The organism is Pseudomonas viridiflava (assembly GCF_003702045.1).
Taxonomy (GTDB): domain Bacteria; phylum Pseudomonadota; class Gammaproteobacteria; order Pseudomonadales; family Pseudomonadaceae; genus Aquipseudomonas; species Aquipseudomonas viridiflava_C.
This window is the reverse complement of sequence record NZ_RBTP01000042.1, coordinates 88,886-106,747: the sequence shown is the minus strand read 5'-3', so window position 1 is coordinate 106,747 and position 17,862 is coordinate 88,886. Positions and strand designations below refer to the sequence as shown.

Annotated in this window: 19 protein-coding genes; 7 read left to right on the top strand and 12 right to left on the bottom strand. The window is 56.8% G+C overall.

All coding sequences use genetic code 11. From position 1 onward, the window contains the following. Positions 1-19: 19 nt before the first annotated feature. Positions 20-589 (bottom strand): LysE family translocator, encoded by a 570-nt coding sequence (locus tag ALP40_RS13865; protein WP_122208826.1) that lies wholly within the window; start codon positions 587-589, stop codon positions 20-22. Positions 590-639: 50 nt separating this feature from the next. Further along, the gene (locus tag ALP40_RS13860) at positions 640-1,476 is read right to left on the bottom strand and encodes an AraC family transcriptional regulator (RefSeq protein ID WP_122208825.1); all 837 of its coding nucleotides are present in this window, start codon (positions 1,474-1,476) and stop codon (positions 640-642) included. A 645-nt stretch (positions 1,477-2,121) separates the two neighbouring features. Between ALP40_RS13860 and ALP40_RS13850 the strand changes: the two genes are divergently transcribed. Beyond that, positions 2,122-2,841 carry a carbonic anhydrase gene (locus ALP40_RS13850; protein WP_122208823.1) on the top strand — a complete coding sequence of 240 codons (720 nt, stop codon included), beginning with the start codon at positions 2,122-2,124 and terminating at the stop codon, positions 2,839-2,841. 289 nt (positions 2,842-3,130) lie between these two features. Here the strand turns inward: ALP40_RS13850 and sodC are convergent, their stop codons facing one another. Then, the gene (sodC, locus tag ALP40_RS13845; RefSeq protein ID WP_122208822.1) at positions 3,131-3,649 is read right to left on the bottom strand and encodes a superoxide dismutase family protein; all 519 of its coding nucleotides are present in this window, start codon (positions 3,647-3,649) and stop codon (positions 3,131-3,133) included. Between the two features lie 254 nt (positions 3,650-3,903). On the opposite strand from sodC, the gene ALP40_RS13840 reads away from it, so the two are divergent. The 3 genes from ALP40_RS13840 to ALP40_RS13830 all read left to right on the top strand — a co-directional run bounded on the left by ALP40_RS13840 (position 3,904) and on the right by ALP40_RS13830 (position 6,546). After that, positions 3,904-4,563 (top strand): hypothetical protein, encoded by a 660-nt coding sequence (locus ALP40_RS13840; protein WP_122208821.1) that lies wholly within the window; start codon positions 3,904-3,906, stop codon positions 4,561-4,563. Between the two features lie 123 nt (positions 4,564-4,686). Further along, positions 4,687-5,475 (top strand): transporter substrate-binding domain-containing protein, encoded by a 789-nt coding sequence (locus ALP40_RS13835; protein WP_122208820.1) that lies wholly within the window; start codon positions 4,687-4,689, stop codon positions 5,473-5,475. A 93-nt stretch (positions 5,476-5,568) separates the two neighbouring features. Beyond that, a complete protein-coding gene (locus tag ALP40_RS13830) occupies positions 5,569-6,546 on the top strand; it encodes an ATPase (RefSeq protein ID WP_122208819.1) in 978 nt (325 codons plus the stop codon). 164 nt (positions 6,547-6,710) lie between these two features. On the opposite strand, the gene ALP40_RS13825 is transcribed toward ALP40_RS13830, so the two are convergent. The 9 genes from ALP40_RS13825 to ALP40_RS13780 form a co-directional block, all read right to left on the bottom strand. Then, on the bottom strand, positions 6,711-7,730 hold the full coding sequence (locus ALP40_RS13825; protein WP_122208818.1) for a branched-chain amino acid aminotransferase: 1,020 nt from the start codon (positions 7,728-7,730) through the stop codon (positions 6,711-6,713). Positions 7,731-7,885: 155 nt separating this feature from the next. Beyond that, positions 7,886-8,515, bottom strand: coding sequence for a CatB-related O-acetyltransferase (locus tag ALP40_RS13820; protein ID WP_122208817.1), 630 nt, complete (start codon positions 8,513-8,515; stop codon positions 7,886-7,888). Positions 8,516-8,559: 44 nt separating this feature from the next. Continuing rightward, positions 8,560-9,459: a glycosyltransferase gene (locus tag ALP40_RS13815; protein WP_122208816.1), complete on the bottom strand. Its 900-nt coding sequence runs from the start codon at positions 9,457-9,459 to the stop codon at positions 8,560-8,562. 275 nt (positions 9,460-9,734) lie between these two features. Continuing rightward, positions 9,735-10,622 (bottom strand): heme o synthase, encoded by an 888-nt coding sequence (gene cyoE, locus ALP40_RS13810; RefSeq protein ID WP_122208815.1) that lies wholly within the window; start codon positions 10,620-10,622, stop codon positions 9,735-9,737. 10 nt (positions 10,623-10,632) lie between these two features. Further along, positions 10,633-10,965, bottom strand: coding sequence for a cytochrome o ubiquinol oxidase subunit IV (cyoD, locus tag ALP40_RS13805; protein ID WP_004878631.1), 333 nt, complete (start codon positions 10,963-10,965; stop codon positions 10,633-10,635). After that, the gene (locus ALP40_RS13800) at positions 10,965-11,594 is read right to left on the bottom strand and encodes a cytochrome o ubiquinol oxidase subunit III (protein ID WP_122208814.1); all 630 of its coding nucleotides are present in this window, start codon (positions 11,592-11,594) and stop codon (positions 10,965-10,967) included. Before ALP40_RS13800 ends, cyoD begins: the two co-directional genes overlap by 1 nt. A gap of 2 nt (positions 11,595-11,596) precedes the next feature. Next, positions 11,597-13,609, bottom strand: coding sequence for a cytochrome o ubiquinol oxidase subunit I (cyoB, locus tag ALP40_RS13795; protein ID WP_122208813.1), 2,013 nt, complete (start codon positions 13,607-13,609; stop codon positions 11,597-11,599). 3 nt (positions 13,610-13,612) lie between these two features. Then, the gene (cyoA, locus tag ALP40_RS13790; RefSeq protein WP_122208812.1) at positions 13,613-14,554 is read right to left on the bottom strand and encodes a ubiquinol oxidase subunit II; all 942 of its coding nucleotides are present in this window, start codon (positions 14,552-14,554) and stop codon (positions 13,613-13,615) included. A 463-nt stretch (positions 14,555-15,017) separates the two neighbouring features. Further along, on the bottom strand, positions 15,018-15,527 hold the full coding sequence (locus tag ALP40_RS13780) for a disulfide bond formation protein B (RefSeq protein WP_122208811.1): 510 nt from the start codon (positions 15,525-15,527) through the stop codon (positions 15,018-15,020). Between the two features lie 453 nt (positions 15,528-15,980). Between ALP40_RS13780 and ALP40_RS13775 the strand changes: the two genes are divergently transcribed. From ALP40_RS13775 to ALP40_RS13765, 3 genes are all read left to right on the top strand, one after another. Further along, complete coding sequence (locus tag ALP40_RS13775; protein ID WP_122208810.1) at positions 15,981-16,877, top strand: chemotaxis protein; 897 nt, start codon at positions 15,981-15,983, stop codon at positions 16,875-16,877. Between the two features lie 62 nt (positions 16,878-16,939). Continuing rightward, complete coding sequence (locus ALP40_RS13770) at positions 16,940-17,401, top strand: GNAT family N-acetyltransferase (protein WP_122208809.1); 462 nt, start codon at positions 16,940-16,942, stop codon at positions 17,399-17,401. 56 nt (positions 17,402-17,457) lie between these two features. Next, positions 17,458-17,787, top strand: coding sequence for a hypothetical protein (locus tag ALP40_RS13765; protein WP_122208808.1), 330 nt, complete (start codon positions 17,458-17,460; stop codon positions 17,785-17,787). The last annotated feature ends 75 nt before the right edge of the window (positions 17,788-17,862 follow it).

The window sequence follows — 17,862 nt, the reverse complement described above, 5'->3', positions numbered from 1 at the left end:
TCTTGCCAGACGCCTCTATTCAACGCAAGTAACCCGCCCAAGCGGACACCAGCAACAGGATCGCCATCCCTCTGTTGAGCCATTGCATGGCCTGCCCGGATCCGAGCAGGCGGGCTGAACCGACGCCCAGCAGCGCCCAACACGCCAGACACGGCAGCGACACCAGAAAGAACGCCAATGCCAAATGAGTCACAGCCCCTTGGCTGAACACACTGACGACTGCCAGCGCCATCATCCACGTTTTCGGGTTGACCACTTGCAAGCTCGCCGCACCGAAAAACCCCAGGCGCGGGCGCGCCTCATTCGGCTCGACGGACGTCGCCGGGCTGCTGAAGATTTTCCAGGCCAGCCAAGTCAACCACGCAACGCCGATAGCCGACATCACGGGCTGCACGGCGGGTATCTGCATCAGCGAGCGACCGATACTCGTCCCCACCAGCAATACCAGTGCGGCAGCACCCATGCAGGCACCGAGGATGATCGGCAGGCTGGCCTTCAGGCCGTAACGCGCACTGTTACTCAGGACCAGCAGATTGGTTGGCCCGGGTGTGATCGACGCAACGAAAGCGAACAGCAGAAAAGACAGCATGACCTGAACTCCACAAGCGACAGGCCTTCATGCTCGCGCAACACCCGGCGTCAGTCTGGAAGGCCTGTGCAACGTGTGCGATAAGCGGCGGGCGTCAGGCCGTAAGCGCGCATGAACCAACGGCCCAGGTGGCTCTGATCGGCAAACCCCAGATCACCAGCCACCGCCACCGGTTGCGCCCCCCGAGCCAGCAGTCTGCGAGCCAGGGAAAGGCGCAACTGCACCAGATAAGCATGCGGCGGCAGGCCGAAAGCGGCCTTGAACGCGCGCGTCAGTCGAAAGCGATCCACGCCACAGGCCACCGCCAGCTCATCGAGCCCCACATCGCGACGAACGTGGGCATGCAGATAATCGCGGGCACGCAAGGCAACGCTCGGCAGGCGCGGATCGTGTTCATGGCGAACGCGCCACTGAACCTGGGCGGTCAATCGTTCCAGCAATCCGTCGAGCGCGCTTTGACGAACGATGCGGGGCTCATTGCCATGCAGTGCCGAAAACGCAAAAAGCGTCGCATGGGCCAACCGGGAATCGCGCACCAATGTGCTGGCAAAACCGGGTTGATAACCTTGAGGCGCGTCCTCGAACAGTGACGTCAGCTCGCGCGAAATCCAGTGCGGGTCCAGGTAGAGCATGCGGTAAGTGAAGCCATCAGCGTCCGGCGCGTCGCCGTCATGCACCTCGCCCGGCTCCAGCATGAACACCTGACCCGAGGTGCTGGCGTGCCGCTGCCGCCGACAATGAAACTGCTGCACACCCTGCTCTGTCACGCCGACCAGATAACTGTCATGCCAATGGGGGTCGTAGGCATGGCCCTGAAAATGCGCACGCAGCGTCTCAATTCCGGTATCACGGTCCTGAGCGAGATCGATCCAGTTAGCTGACTTCATGAGCGGTTTGAGTGGAGAAGTAAGAGATGACCATGCGTTATCGCGCCATAACGCTTCGAAGTCTAGAAGGTTTGTGCGGAATGTTCGCGGCGCCATGCCGGGTCGCTTCCATCCGCTAGACAGGTCAGGTCATCCCTGAAAAGAACGCTCGTGGGATGGCCGAGCAGACGCCGCTTTCCAGCCTTTTAAGTAACACTATGTGTCAATGGCTGCCGCGCGTTTGATCGATTTACGGGCCGCTTTGCTGACAGAAATAGAAACGCATCTGGAATGGCCGCAGCACATTCCAACGCTGACTTACAGGTGTCAGCCAGCGCTTGATAAGCGTACTGAATGGCTGGACTGCGCACAGCGCCTGCGTCAGGTCGTTGGCAGGTACCTTCTTCAAAGCCAACCCCACCGGGGGATTGGTGCTGAAAACAGGCTGCGCTGGCACTTCAGGCAGGTCAAAAATGCACAGCAAACAGGCGAAAGCACTGCCTTGGCCGTCGGTATTTCATGAACATTTTAAGACAGCCCTCACAAAAACAATTGGAAAATAAATTCCATTAACTGTATGAAGTGAACGGATTCTTTGCCGAGCCTTTTCCGTCTCGGCCGCAGAGTTTTGAACCCCACCGACAGTTAACAAGCCCGAGGCTTTTTATGAATTCGTCCTTGTCACGCCGCAAGATTCTTCAGGGTGCCTGCTGCCTTCCGGCCGCCGCCGCACTGATGCAACTGCCTTCCATTGCCCATGCCGCCTCACCCACTTCACCTCGCACCAACATGACAGCCGATCAGGCATTGAAAGCATTGCGCGACGGCAATGATGCCTTCATGAAAGACACCACCATCAAGACCGAAGGCAACCGTGACCGCCGCCTGGAAATCGCCAAAGGCCAGACGCCGTTCTGCATTCTGATTTCGTGCTCGGATTCGCGTGTACCGCCAGAGCTGTTGTTCGGCCGTGGCCTGGGCGAGCTATTCATCGTGCGTAACGCGGGCAACACCGTCGACACCACCGCACTCGGTTCGATTGAATACGGTGTCAGTCAGTTGGGCGTCCCGCTCGTCGTGGTCATGGGCCACGAAAAATGCGGTGCCGTTGCTGCCGCTGTGTCAGTGGTCGAGGACAACACCGTGTTTCAAGGTGCCATTGGCCAGATGATCGAACCAATCATTCCAGCGGTCCTGACAGCCAAAAGTAAGAAAAGCAAAAACCTGCTGGAAGACTCGGTCAAGAGCAACATTCAGCGCACCGTCGTACGCCTGCGCTCCGCGTCCGAACCTGCCCTGATGAACCCGATCAAAGACGGCACCGTCAAGGTTGTCGGCGCCTACTACAGCCTCGAAAACGGCAAGGTCGATTTCTTCGACGTCTGATCCCCGCTCGTTGTATCCATTACTGAACCCGAATAGATTAGAGCGCATGGATTGCGCCACCCTTCTGAGGGTGGTTTGAAGTCCTTCACCCCGCCCAACCGTGGGAGCGGACTTGTTCGCGAATGCCGTACATCAGCCACTGCAATTTCGTCAGATATGCGGGACTTTTGCGCAGACAGACGGAATGTCGCCCGGGCCACTGCCTTGGACCGGTGCTTGCTACGCTACAGCGATGAGTCGAAGGCGTGGAGAGTTCTTCCCCACGCCCTCATGCACTACCAACCGTCTATCAGATCACACCACACGCAGCCCGATCACCACCACCGCCCAGAGGCTTGGGATGGTCGGAATGATTATCGCCGCCTGCGTGAACCATCAGCGCATGGCCTTTGATTTCAGAGATTTTCTTCAGGCGAGGCGCCAGTACCGGATAGTCAGCCGTGCCGTCCGCCATCACATACAACGCAGGCAAGTCGCCCAAGTGTCCGTTCGCGTAAGGCCCCAGATGCGTACCGGTCTTGGCCGGGTCGAAGTGACCGCCTGCTGCCAGGGCGGCGACTTTCACGCCATCTTTGGTGCCTGCTTCGCAACTGCCGTTTTCATGGACATGAAAGCCGTGAATACCCGCAGGCAAACCGCTGAGCTTGGGGGTGAAGAGCAAACCGTATTCGGTTTCGCTCACCATCACGGTGCCAATGGGTTTCGGCGCGCCATCAGCGCTGACCAGATTGATCGGAACGTCCAGTGATGCCGCCTGAACACCGACGGAAAACATGCCCAGCAGGCCAAGCCAGAGGTAGGGTTTCATAGGATTCAATGCGTCCTTGATCTGAAAATCGAAGTTGAACGTCGGCCGGTTCGAGTGAAGACGGTTTCTCCACGTCTGTACGAGTCCCGACAACGTCATGGGTGCGACAGAGGTGTGACCACAGCCAGGCGGGTTTTGATGCAAATAAATCGATATGGCCTCCGCTCCTCCGGGCAGCCTGCAAATGCGCCCGGCCTCGGCTAACCTGAAAACATCATTTACCTTCATCCTGACTCATGAGGCCGGAACAACACATGAAAGACCCCTACGCGTTCGGGTTCTATAGTGCCTGTTTTGCGCTGGTGGTCGTTGTAACCGCAGTTTTTTACAGCGCAGCCGTCAGCCCATCACCGGGAAGTACAGCCAATGCCTATTACATTGTCGAGGCTGCTTCGTCGCTAAGCGAAGCGCTGGCGGTCATCGGTATTGCGGGGGTGGTCTTCAAGGCCTACGGTTCCTGGAAGCGCGAGACTCGTCAACAAAAGGCCCTGAGCATCATTTGGGATGCGAACGTCGCGTTTCGTGAAATAGAAATCGGCTTCAATGAATGGTTCTTCGGCCCGACAGCCAATCGGCAGGCTGGCAACGATGCAGGCAAAATCGATTCGCTGCTGGCGGCCAGCTCGCTGGGATCGGCCCTTCGGGCCTTCAAGAAACAATGCATCCTGCTCGACAAAGTGGTGGTCAAGGAGCATTGGCACTGGCTGAACCACGCCGCTCAACTCGACATCCTGGCCCGCGCCTTGAGCGCCGAGGCATTCGGTGCCGTTGGCAAAGGCAAGGTGACACACACCATCATCGATTTCCTGTACGCCCATGAAGGCGAAACCTGGAAAAGAACCCAGGCTGACTGGGAATCGCAGATGACGCTGATCGAAGAACAATTGACGTCGCTGGAGGAGCGCTACACCTGACCGAGCCTGCGCCTGCAGATCGGTCTTTACATGTAAGGCATTGTTCTTGCTTCACACAATGCCGACAAATGAAGCACTCTGTCGCTTCCAATAAAACCAACGACACTGCGAGCCTCTTCTTTCATGATGAAACTGATATACAGCGTACCGGTTGCCCTTCTGTTGGGCCTTACAGGCTGGGTGCAGGCAGAGGAATCGTCTTCGCACCTGGACAAAGTGTTGCAGGCTGGCCAGTTGTCGGTGTGCACTACCGGTGACTACAAGCCTTACACCTTTCATCGCGAAGACGGTGAGTACGAAGGTATCGACATTACGATGGCCCGCTCGCTGGCCAAAAGTCTGGGCGTGAACGTGCAATGGGTGCCGACTACCTGGAAAACCCTGATGCCGGACATGGTCGCGGGTAAGTGTGATATCGCGATGGGCGGCATTTCCGTTTCGCTGGAGCGCCAGAAAAAGGCGTTTTTCAGCAATACGCTGGATATCGACGGCAAGATCCCGTTGGTACGGTGCGAAGACCAGGCGCTGTATCAGACTGTCGAGCAGATCAACCAGCCGACGGTTCGGCTGATAGAGCCTGCTGGAGGCACCAATGAAGCCTTTGCGCGTGCCCATTTGCCGAAAGCGCCCATTGCCTTCCACGACAACAAGACCATCTTTCAGGAGCTGCTCGACAAGAAAGCAGACGTGATGATCACTGATGCGTCCGAAGCGCTGTATCAGCAAAAACGCATGCCGGGGCTGTGTGCGGTCAACCCGAAGCGCTACATGCAATATGGTGAAAAAGCCTATCTGCTGCCACGCGACGACGTGACGTGGAAGGCCTATGTCGACCAATGGCTGCACCTGAGCAAGGCCACAGGCGACTATCAGCAGGCCCTTGGCGAGTGGCTGGCCGTGCCCGCGCAGTAACCTTGTTTCACAGCGCCCGCCATGCAACGGTTGCAAGGCGGGTTAGACTGAAATAGCGTGTTGCACTATCTGTTCAGGAAGGCAACTACGAGCATGAAGCCCACCCAACCCATCACGCGCGCCTATTGCGTCGAGCTGCAACAGGAAATGTCCATCGCAGCCGCCCGGCGCGAGTACTTTTCCCAAGAGCCGCCGCGTAAACGTTTCGAATTCCTCTGTTCGAGCGAGGCCTGCCGCACGCTGGGAGCGAAAGTGACCGGCGTTCGTTATGACGTGAAGCCGCAGGACAACCCGACATTTGTCGCAGCGCACTTTCGCGCCAATCCGCATTACGACCACCACCCTGATTGCGAATGGGTGGATGAAGACGCAGCCGCCCCTACCGATGAACCTATCGACAAGAACGATCCCCAAGCGTTGCTGCGCAAAGCCAAGCGCAAGCTGGACGACTACATCGACGTCTTCGACCCAACGATAAAAGAGCCGACCAAAGAGAAATCCGGGGAAGAAAAAACGGGCGCTAATGCCCAGGCACCGGCAGTCAAAACTCCGCCTGCGCAGGCTGCCGAACCGAAAGCACCACGCTACAGTGAAACGCGCACTAACAATCTTGAGCGACTGGTGGACAGTTATCGCCAGGCAAAGGCGGAACTTTCGCAGGATGAGTTCAAGCTGCTGAAGCTGCGGATTCCGGGTCAGGGCGAGGTGTCGTTGCGTTCGTACTTTCGCCACATCAAGTACGCGCAATTGGGTGATAACGGACGCGTGCTGTATGGCGGCGGGCTGATCGACCAGCGCTACGGGCAGGGTTTCAAGTTCAAGTTCTTTGACCGGCTTGAGGGCAAGCTGGTAACGCTTTATGTGTCGCCTGCTCAGATGCAGGCCTATAGGTCCAGTCGGTACATCAGCGAGCTGCTGAGCCACGCTGATGAGGTGAAATTCTTTACCGTCTACACGCTGGGAACGCTGACGCAGAGTCCTTCAGGGAAGAGCTATAGCGTTGAGGTGAATGATCTGCGGCATCTGGCGATTGTGCTGGGGCCGGAGAAGGAGAAAGAGCCTGCGGCTTGACCGCTCCAAACCGCGTTCATCGTCATCACGGTGATGATCGTTCCCATGCTCCTGCGTGGCAACGTCGCCCAGGACGCTCCGCGTCCGCTCTGGAATATGACGCAGAGCGTCACGGGATGCATGCCCACGCGGAGCGATGGGCACGATCAAGACCAGAACCTGGATCAGACCTTGACAATCCAGCCCGCTGGCGGCTCGATATCACCGGACTGCACACCCGTCAGCTCTTTGTACAGACGCTGGGTGACCGGACCAACCTCGGTTTCGCTGTAAAACACGTGCAGCTTGTCCTTGTAGGAAATTCCGCCAATCGGAGTAATTACCGCAGCGGTGCCGCACGCGCCGGCCTCTTTGAACTCACCGATCCTGTCGATAAACACATCGCCCTCTTCGACCGTCAGGCCCAAGCGGGATTTGGCCAGCTCAATCAGCGACAGGCGGGTAATACCCGGCAACACCGAAGGCGATTTGGGGGTCAGGAACACATCGTCATTGGTGATCGCAAAGAAGTTGGCCGAGCCCACTTCTTCGATCTTGGAATGAGTCTGCGGATCCAGGTAGATACAGTCCGCAAAGCTGTGCTTCTTGGCTTCGGAACCTGGCATCAGGCTGGCCGCATAATTGCCACCGACCTTGGCGGCACCGGTGCCGTTGGGCGCGGCGCGGTCATAGCCTGAGATCACGAAATTATTAGGCTTCAAGCCACCTTTGAAATAAGCGCCCACCGGAATGCAAAAGATCGAAAAAATGAATTCGGGAGCGGTACGAACGCCAATGTTGTCACCCACGCCGATGACGAAGGGACGCAGGTAAAGCGCGCCACCGGAGCCGTAAGGCGGAATGAAACGCTCGTTGGCCTTGACGACCTGCTTGCAGGCCTCAATGAACACGTCGGTCGGTACATGGGGCATCAACAGACGAGAACAGCTGCGCTGCATGCGCTGGGCGTTCTGATCGGGACGGAACAGGTTGATCGAGCCATCCTTGCAACGGTAAGCCTTCAAACCCTCGAAACACTGCTGGCCATAATGAAGCGCAGTGGAACCTTCACTGATATGCAGCGTGTTGTCTTCAGTCAGCGAACCTGCGTCCCAAGCGCCATCACGCCAGTGAGAGAGGTAGCGTTTGTCGGTCTTGATGTAGTCGAAACCCAGAGTGTCCCAATTGATGCTTTCTTGACTCATAACGCCCTCTATCATTTAGCGACTGCCTGGACGAGTCAGGCCAATGTCATATTCTGCCAGATCGTTTGAAACCTGAGGCTTGAAATAAATACAAACCAATCTGGCGTTTTTGCATCCGTGCAACGGGCGCAGCGTACTACAGCGACTGCAAATGATCAGTCTGCCAGCGTCTGGCGTTTGCGGATGTAAGTCAGGAAAGCCTCCATGTCGGAGCTGCACAGTGTACGCGCAACCGTTTTCACTTCTTCCATCGGCCAGTCCCACCACGCAGCCTGAAGCAGCCGTTCACGAACGTCCTCTTCGAAGCGCCAACGAATGAACTTGCACGGGTTGCCCCCCACGACTGAAAAGGGTGCCACATCGCGTACGACCATTGCACCCGCCCCGACAATGGCACCATGACCGATTGTCACCCCGGAAAGGATAACGGCGTCGGCGCAGATCCAGCAGTCGCTGCCGATGGTGACATCGCCTTTGCTCGGCGCGTAATCCTTGATGTCACGGACCTGATCAACCATCGCCGGAAACGGATACGTGGTGATCCAGTCGGTTCGGTGTTCCCCGCCCAAAAGAATCCTCACGCCTTCGGCAATGGACGTATAGGAACCCACTCGCAGAATGGTGTCGTCACCAAACTCGATGACGTCCGGAATGCCATACGTGCCCACACCTACTTCATAACGCGGATAACGCAGCCGGATCTTTTCGGCGGCTCTTTCCAGTTTGTCCAGCTTGCGAAGCTGCTTGCGTACCTTTCTGGCTTTAAGTCTTTCGAGGAGTTTCATGGACACTCTGGATCAGTTGGTTGCGTAAAGAACACCGGGACGGGCTAGTGATAGCTCAGCAGCAAACGCTTGCACCGGCGCAACGTCGTCCCGTTTACATACCGCAGCGGTATCGAGCAAAGCAATTTCCAGGCATAACGCTTGTCTGCAACCGCTGCGTACTTGAGCGCCTTGTTGACGATACACGTGCGCCCTCTTTGGTAGTCGCGGTGGTCCCGATAAGGCTCGATGGTCTTGAGGTCTGCCTCAAGCAACACTTTGTACTTTCGCGACAGGTTGTTCGGATGTCGGCGATAACGGGTGACCACTTCAGGAATAACGTGAATTTCGTACCCCTGGAAGGCAATCCTCAGGGTCATCTGGAAATCCTGAACCCTGATCTCGGGGTCATAGCCGTTCGCATCGCGAATGGCCTCCCTACGATAAAGCGCAACCGGTGCCCCAACGACTACAGCGCCGCGCAGTACGTCATCGAACTTCAGTCGCTCGATGTAATTTCGGGACTGGCGCTTGGTCTCGTTGCCGTCGCGATCCATGTAACTGATGAGGGCACCAACGCAGCCTACTATCGGATGCTGATCAAGATAACGTGCCCGGACGCTGACTGATGACGGCAACATGATGTCATCCAGGTCAGGCGTAGACACGTAGACACCCTTGGCGTATTTAAGGCCGTGATTGAGCGCCGCACTTACCCCTTGATTGGCCTGGGTATAAAGCTGGAAGGTGTACTGGCTCTGCAATGCCTCCAGCATTGCGATGCTGTTGTCGGTCGAGCCGTCATCGACAATGATGACTTCGAAGTTCTCGTAATCCTGAGCAAAAATGCTCTCGATAGCGGCTTCAAGGAATTGCTCGGCGTTGTAACAGGGCGCGATGATCGAGACCAGCGGTTTAGACGCTATGTCGCTAACGTTCGAGGAGGTTGCAGGGGTAACAGCCATAGTTGTTGTTTAGCCTTGGGCTATGAATTCAGGGTGCTGCGTAACAAATTAGACATGAGATGCACATGATGCGACAAGTGATCGCCGTTTTCCATGACCTGACCCCGCGCAATTGTTCATTTGGGGTTTCACCGGATGCTTTTGAAACGCTTCAAAGGCGTCGTGATGCTTCAAGCCTATGCTTCAGCGACCATCACCGCGGCCTGATGCGCGCTATGCAGGCGAAAAAAAACCCCATTCCGTGGAATGGGGTTTTTCTTCAATCCGACTACCGGTCAAAACGCATAAGTGACCAGCAGCTCTTTGGTGACCTGAAAGTCCACCGACATCATCACGCTCAGTGCGGTGATGGTGATGATGGAAAACACGAACAGCTTGCGAGCCCAGACAGTGTCGTCGACAGCCTTGTAGCCTTTCCAGGCCATGTACAGCCAGTACATGCCCATGCCCGCCGCAACAGCGAGGTAGTTAAGGCCGGCGTAGCCGCCAACGGTCAACATCAGGGTGGCCACAAGGAACGCCAGGATGTAGAGCAGAATGTGACGCTTGGTGACCAGTATGCCGCGCTTGACCGGCAGAACCGGAATCTTCGCCGCACGATAGTCATTGAAACGGAAAATCGCGATTGCATACGAATGCGGCATTTGCCACAGGCTGAACATCACCAGTAGCGTCAATGCCGCGAAGTCGAAGCTGTTGCTCACTGCGCAGTAGCCGATGACCGGAGGCATTGCTCCGGAAAGACTGCCAACCAGTGTGCCGTGAACGGATTTGCGCTTCAGGTACAGGCTGTAGAAGCCGACGTAAATCACAAAGCCGATCACCGCGAACAATGCAGCCAGCGGATTGGCCTTGGTATACAGCAGGCTGACGCCTGCGATACCGAGTACGGTGGCGTAGAGCAGCGCCAGTTTCAACGAAACCAGGCCCTGCACCAGGACCCGGTTACGGGTCCGTTCCATGCGCTGATCGATGTCGCGATCAATGCAGTTGTTGAACACGCAACCGGATGCAACGACCAGAGAAGTACCAATGACCGCAGCCAGGAACACGCTGAAGTCGATATTTCCCTTGGAAGCCAGAAAAAAGCCACCTGCCACCGAAAGCACGTTACCGAAAATGATCCCCGGCTTGGTGATTTGGATAAAGTGCTTCAGTGACATCTGGTATTCCTCAATGCGCCATCATTTCGCGGTGGATGCTGAAGATGATCCACAACGACAGGCCAACCAGCAGAACGATAACCATCGTGGTAAAGGCGAAGGCCATCACGTTGTTGCGTTGCACACTGGTGAAGTCCAGGTGCAGGAAGTAATGCAGGTGCACCAGGATCTGAATGATCGCAAACGCCAGGATGATCGCGATGGTCATGTCCTTCGGCAGCGAAGGAGACATCACCAGAGCGAACGGGATGGCCGTCAGGATGATCGAGAGCACGAAGCCAATGATGTACGACTTCACGGAGCCGTGGCTATTGTCTTCAGCCGGATGATGTGAATTCGACATTACAAAGCCCCCATCAGGTAGACAACAGTGAACACGCCGATCCAGACCACGTCCAGGAAGTGCCAGAACAGGCTCAGGCAGCTCAGGCGCGTCTTGTTGGTGTTGGTCAGGCCCTTTCTCTGGACCTGAATCATCATGATCGTCATCCAGATCAGACCGCTGGTTACGTGAACGCCGTGCAGGCCGACCAGCGCGAAGAACGCTGACAGGAAACCGCTGCGGCTAGGACCGTAACCTTCGTGGATCAGGTGATGGAACTCATAGATTTCCATGCCGATGAACGCAGCACCACACAGAAAGGTCAGCGCCAGCCAGCCCAGTACCTGGCTTTTCTTGCCCTTGTACAGAGCCAGCATGGCGAAGCCGTAAGTGATACTACTGACCAACAGGAACGCGGTTTCCACAGCCACGAATGGCAGCAGGAAAATGTCCTGGCCCGACGGGCCGCCCGCGACACTGTTGACCATCACGGCATAGACCGCGAAGAACGAGGCGAACAACACGCAGTCGGTCATCAGGTACAGCCAGAAGCCGTAAACCGTCATGCCACCGCTGTCGTGGTGATCGTCATGCCCATGATCGTCGTGACCGTGATCGTGGGCTCCAGGGTTGATAGCAATATTCGACATGTTTAAACCTGTTCCAGCGAGGACTTGACAGGAGTGTATGCACCGTTGGCCGCCAGGACCTTGTGATGCTCACCTTCAATACGCGCTACTTCTTCGGCCGGCACCATGTAGCCCTGGTCGTCACGTGCAGCGTGAGCGACGAAGACAGCGATGGTTGCAACCAGGCTTGCGCCCACCAGCCACCAGATGTGCCAGATGAATGCGAAACCGAATACGGTCAGCAGCATGCCCATGTACAAGCCGGTCGGCGTGTTGTTAGGCATGTGGATCGCCGAGTACTTGGCCGGAACGTTGTAGGCAGTGCCTGCACGCTTGGCATCGGTGAACGCATCGATGTCGTTTGCCTTTGGCAGCTCGGCAAAGTTGTAGAACGGTGGCGGCGAAGACGTCGACCATTCCAGCGTGTGGCCATTCCACGGGTCGCCGGTCACGTCAGGGTTCTTGGCACGATCACGGATACTGACGAACAACTGGATCAGCTGCGACGCGATACCGCATGCGATCAGTACGGCGCCGAACAGCGCGACGTCCAGGTAGATGTTCCACTCTGGCATGTCGGTCGCATTCAGACGACGGGTCATACCCAGGAAGCCCAGCGCGTACAGCGGCATGAATGCGACAAAGAAGCCGACAATCCAGAACCAGAACGCAGCCTTGCCCCACTTCTCGTTCAGGGTGAAACCGAACGCTTTAGGGAACCAGAACGCGAAGCCGGCGATGTAACCGAACACTGCACCGCCGATGATGACGTTGTGGAAGTGAGCGATCACGAACAGGCTGTTGTGCAGCACGAAGTCAGCACCCGGGATGGCCAACAGAACGCCGGTCATGCCGCCGATCGAGAAGGTGACCATGAAGCCCAGAGTCCAGAGTACCGGTGCAGTGAAGCGCAGACGGCCCTGATACATGGTGAACAGCCAGTTGAATAGCTTCACACCCGTCGGGATCGCAATGAGCATCGTCGCCAGCCCGAAGAAGGCGTTGACGTTGGCCCCCGCACCCATCGTGAAGAAGTGGTGCAGCCAGACCATGAAGCCCAGTACGCAGATCGCACCGGAGGCGAAGATCATCGACTTGTGGCCGAACAGACGCTTGCCGGAGAACGTGGAGATGACTTCCGAGAACACGCCGAATGCCGGCAGAATCAGGATGTACACCTCAGGGTGACCCCACGCCCAGAACAGGTTCACGTACATCATGGGGTTACCGCCCATTTCGTTCGTGAAGATGTGGAAGTCCAGGTAGCGGTCAAGCGTCAGGAACGCAAGGGTCGCCGTCAGGATCGGGAACGAAGCCACGATCAGGATGTTGGCCCAGGTGCAGGTCCAAGTGAAGATCGGCATGTCCAGCAGTTTCATGCCAGGCGTACGCATTTTCAGCACGGTCACGAGGAAGTTGACCCCCGTCAGCGTCGTACCTAAGCCGGATAACTGCAGCGCCCAGATGTAGTAGTCAACCCCCACGCCAGGGCTGTATTGCAACCCGGAAAGAGGCGGATACGCGACCCAGCCGGTCTTGGCGAACTCACCGACACCCAGAGACAGGTTGATCAGCAGCATGCCTGCAACCAGCAGCCAGAAGCTCAGAGAGTTCAGGAAAGGGAAGGCAACGTCGCGAGCGCCGATCTGCAGAGGCAGAACGATGTTCATCAGACCGGTGAAGAACGGCATCGCCATGAAGATGATCATGATCACACCGTGAGCGGTGAAGATCTGGTCATAGTGTTCCGGTGGCAGGAAGCCTTCGGCACCGTTCTGGGCCATAGCCAGCTGAGTACGCATCATGATTGCGTCGGCAAAGCCGCGCAGCAGCATGACCATCGCAACGATGATGTACATCACGCCGATTTTCTTGTGGTCGACAGACGTCAGCCATTCAGACCACAAGTAGGTCCACTTGCGGAAATAAGTGATCAATCCGACTACCGCGAGGCCGCCGAGCGCGATCATGGCAAGTGTCACCATGACTATCGGCTCGTGGAACGGCACCGCTTCCAGACTTAATTTGCCAAACATCGTTTACTCCTCTGCCCCAGCAGCTGAATTTTTGCTCTTTTCCGCACCGTCGATACTGGCGGTTTCTTTCTCACCAGCAACAACCTTCTTGCCCGGGTTCATGCCTTCATACTTGTCGATGACGATCTGGAACAGGTTCGGAGTAACTGTCGAGAACAGTTCCACGGGGTTGCGCTCGCTCGGCTTGAGAAGTTCAGCATACTCGGCCGGACCCAGCTTCTTCGGTGAATTCCTGACTTCTGCGACCCAGTTGTCGAAATCGGCCTGGCTCACGGAGTTGGCCTTGAACTTCATGCCGGTGAACCCTGCGCCACTGTAGTTGGCAGAGATACCGTTGAATTCGTGAACTTCGTTGGCAATCAGGTGCAGCTTGGTGTGCATGCCCGCCATCGCGTAGATCTGACCACCCAGACCCGGGATGAACAGCGAGTTCATCACGCTATCGGAGGTGACCTGGAAATTGATCGGCGTGTTGGCCGGGAACACGATCTTGTTGACCGTCGCAATGTTGTATTCCGGGTAGACGAATATCCATTTCCAGTCGACGGAAATGGCCTGGATCGTGACCGGCTTCACGTCGGACTCAAGCGGACGGTAAGGGTCCAGCTCGTGCGTCGAGACGTAGGTGTAGTAGCCCAGGAACACCAGCAGCAGCATGGGAACGCCCCAGACCGCGATTTCGATCTTGGTGGAGTGCGACCAGTCCGGCGTGTACTTTGCAGCCTTGTTCGTGGCGCGATACTTCCAGGCGAAAATCAGGGTCATCAGGATGACCGGGATCACGACGATAAGCATCAGCAGTGTGGCGATGACGATCAGGTTACGCTGCTCGATACCCACCTGCCCTTTTGGATCGAGCAGAGGTACGCCGTCGCATCCACTGAGCAAAAGCATACAGAAAAGGGCCAAGAAGCCAAAAAACCTGGGGTACCTTTTTTTACTCATTTCACGACCTCTAAAAGCAGCTTGCGCGGTGCAGTTGGGTTTCGACCGCCAACACTTCACCCTGCCAGTGCCGGCAATTTCTTTGAATTGAACAAGGGCCTGCCAGTACGCCAACGTGACGTATCGACAAATCCGGATTGAGCTATGGATTCTTATTTTGAGCTGCTGGAACTGCCCGATGTGCAGGGCAGACGCCTTCAGCGTGGCCATTATGCGCCCAGGGAGGCCAGCATTGCGCTGCCTGCCAGAGTACACAGGTGACGCTCAAGGCCTCAAAATTGCTGATCGTCAAGTGAAGCTGGACGACAAGTGACGGGGATTGTAGATATGTAAATTTTTAATGACTATGCCTAATTTTGTAACAGTTAATCTCAGATATCGCAACAATCACCACCAATTGCTTCTCGTCTTGTACGAAAAAGCCTCGATTTCACGAGGCTTTTTCAACGCAAAGTCCTTGTATTCAGTAAGGTTTACGCCGGTTGCGGATGATGCACGCCGGCACCAGAACGGCGGTGAGGACGAAGGCCACCAGCGCCCACTGTGCCAGTGACAGACCGAGGATTGGCGGATAAGGCGTTGTGCAGAAGCCGCTGACCTGAAAACCGATGGGAAACAGATCCGCCAGAGGCAGACCGTCGACGATCGGCTGCAGCGTGTCGATGCCGCAGCTCACGGCCGGGTTGGCCAGGACCCAGGCATGACGACCAGCAGCAGCAATACCGCCCAACGCACTCAGGGTCACGAGGACTTCGAACGCCGTCACGCTGCGACGACCCGGCATGGCTGCGCCGATGAAGGCGAAGATTGCGATGAACAACAGCGCATACCGTTGCAGGATGCACAGCGGGCACGGTGCCTCACCTAGTACGATCTGCATGTACAGCGCGCCGCCGATCAGGGACAGGCAGATAATCCCCAGCAAAACCAGAAAGCGCTTTTCGCGTCGCAGGTACAACAGGTTGTCGCTCATTCACATACCTTACTGAACTTGATGAAAGGGTAGCGGATCCACAGGCCCGGCATGCTCACCGCCCTGAGAGGGACGCGCAGTGTAGGATCGCCCGTTGCGGATCGCACGCGATAATCGTCCGCTGCGCCCTACAACTCAAGCGGTCAGTGGCCGTACGGCTGAATCCGGGCGCCGGATGGTTGCCTGCCTCCTGCCGCGATCCCGCTACCGTATCGCCCGACCGCAATCTGCCGCCGAATCGTTTCTCCTTCTTATATATAGAAGGATGCGTCAGTTTGTCGCACCTCTTCTATATATAGAAGGGCGCGGTATTTTGCCGCACCCCGGATTCTGGTCCTGCAAAGCACTATCCTGTAAAAATTCTAAAGCCATACCGTCGCGGGTCGATAACCTGTCAGAGAAAGATGTTTGTCGCCTAGTAGGCGACGAAACACCTATAGCCAGAAGGTCCATATGTCCAAGAACGTCCGAGCAGATTCACTCTCGCTGCTCCTCTTCACGTTGCGCAGCGGCAAGCTGATGGCGATCAACCTGCTCAAGGTCAGCGAGATCATTCCCTGCCCTGCACTGACTCATCTGCCTGAATCGCACCCGCACGTCAAAGGCATCGCCACGCTGCGCGGTTCTTCGCTGTCAGTGATTGACCTGAGCCGGGCCATCGGCGAGCGTCCCTTGGCTGATCCGGATGGCGGCTGCCTGATCGTCACCGACGTCAGCCGCTCCAAGCAAGGTCTGCATGTGCAGGCCGTGAGCAAGATCGTCCACTGCCTGACCACCGATATTCGCCCGCCGCCCTATGGGTCGAGCAGCAAGTCGTTCATCACCGGCGTCACTCAGGTCGATGGCGTCCTGGTGCAGGTTCTGGACATCGAGAAGGTGATCCACGGTATTGCTCCGGCACAGATTGTCGTCCAGTCCACCGAACTGGCCAGGGAAGACGCCGAGGTTCTGGCCAAGGCCCGTATCCTGGTGGTCGATGACAGTCAGGTCGCGTTGCAGCAGTCGATCATCACGCTGCGCAACCTGGGGATCAACTGCCACACCGCTCGCAGTGCGAAGGAAGCCATCGATGTGCTGCTGGAACTGCAAGGCACAGCCGCGCAGATCAACGTGGTGGTTTCCGATATCGAAATGTCGGAGATGGACGGTTACGCCCTGACCCGCACCTTGCGCGATACGCCTGATTTCCACGATCTGTACATCCTGCTCCACACATCGCTGGACAGCGCGATGAACAGTGAAAAAGCCCAGGTCGCAGGCGCCAACGCGGTGCTTACCAAGTTCTCGTCCCCCGAGCTGACGAAATGCCTGATAGAGGCCGCCCGTACGGTCGTGGCGCAGGGTATCTGATCCATAGACCGCCTGCGGCCCGTCCGCGTCCTGACGATGCATCGCCCAGTCACTTCTGGTTGATGCGTAGGGATTTGGGCGGGTTCATCCCTCAAGCACAGAGGCCAATCGGTGTCACCGTTGTGCCCTTTGCCGCGCATCTGGCCCCGGCGGCACACGACCTGCTGACCGAGGCTTATCGGAACGCAGAGGGTAGCGTGCCGGAGTACCCTGCCTGGCTGACAGCCTTTGAACGCAATCCCGAATTCGACCGATCGCTGTGCTTTCTGGCAATGGTCAATGCGGATGCTGTCGGCTTTATCTCCTGCTGGACCAGCGCCTTCATCAAGGATCTGGCGGTTCGTGACGACTACCGGCAACGAGGAATCGGTAAAGCCCTGCTCAACCATCTGTTTGCCCACCTGCGTCAGCATGGTGAACGCACGGTCGATTTGAACGTCATGGAAAACAACCTGATCGCCCGGTGTCTTTATGAAAAATCAGACATGTCCTACGTCAGTCGCTCGCCTGTGACTGCAAGCTGACCTGTCATAATTCGCGCCGTAACGTTGCTCCTGAAACATCGATTACGGAGATCGACATGAAAACACTTCTCAAGATGCTGATGCTGGCAGGGCTGGCATTGCTCGCAGGTCAGGCCAACGCATCCAGCCCGCAGGCCTGGAACGAACTGGACAAAGCGATGCTCGCTGGCTGCCTCAAGGCCAGTCAGCTCAAGGGGACGACTGCCGCAGGAACCAGCGCTCAATTCGATGACCGGGTTGGCTACAGCGCCTTGTTGCTGCGTGGACGTTACCCGCAAAAACACATGAACAATCGCACTGGCACCGAGCTGTGTCTCTACAACCGCAAAAGCAGGCAGGCCAGTGTGACCGAGTGGGACAGCATCGACGCCGCTGGCGCCAAATAGCGCAGTGGCGCACAACTTGCTTCCTGTACGTGACCAGCCGGTCGACCACTGAATTTCTGTCACGACCGGCATCAG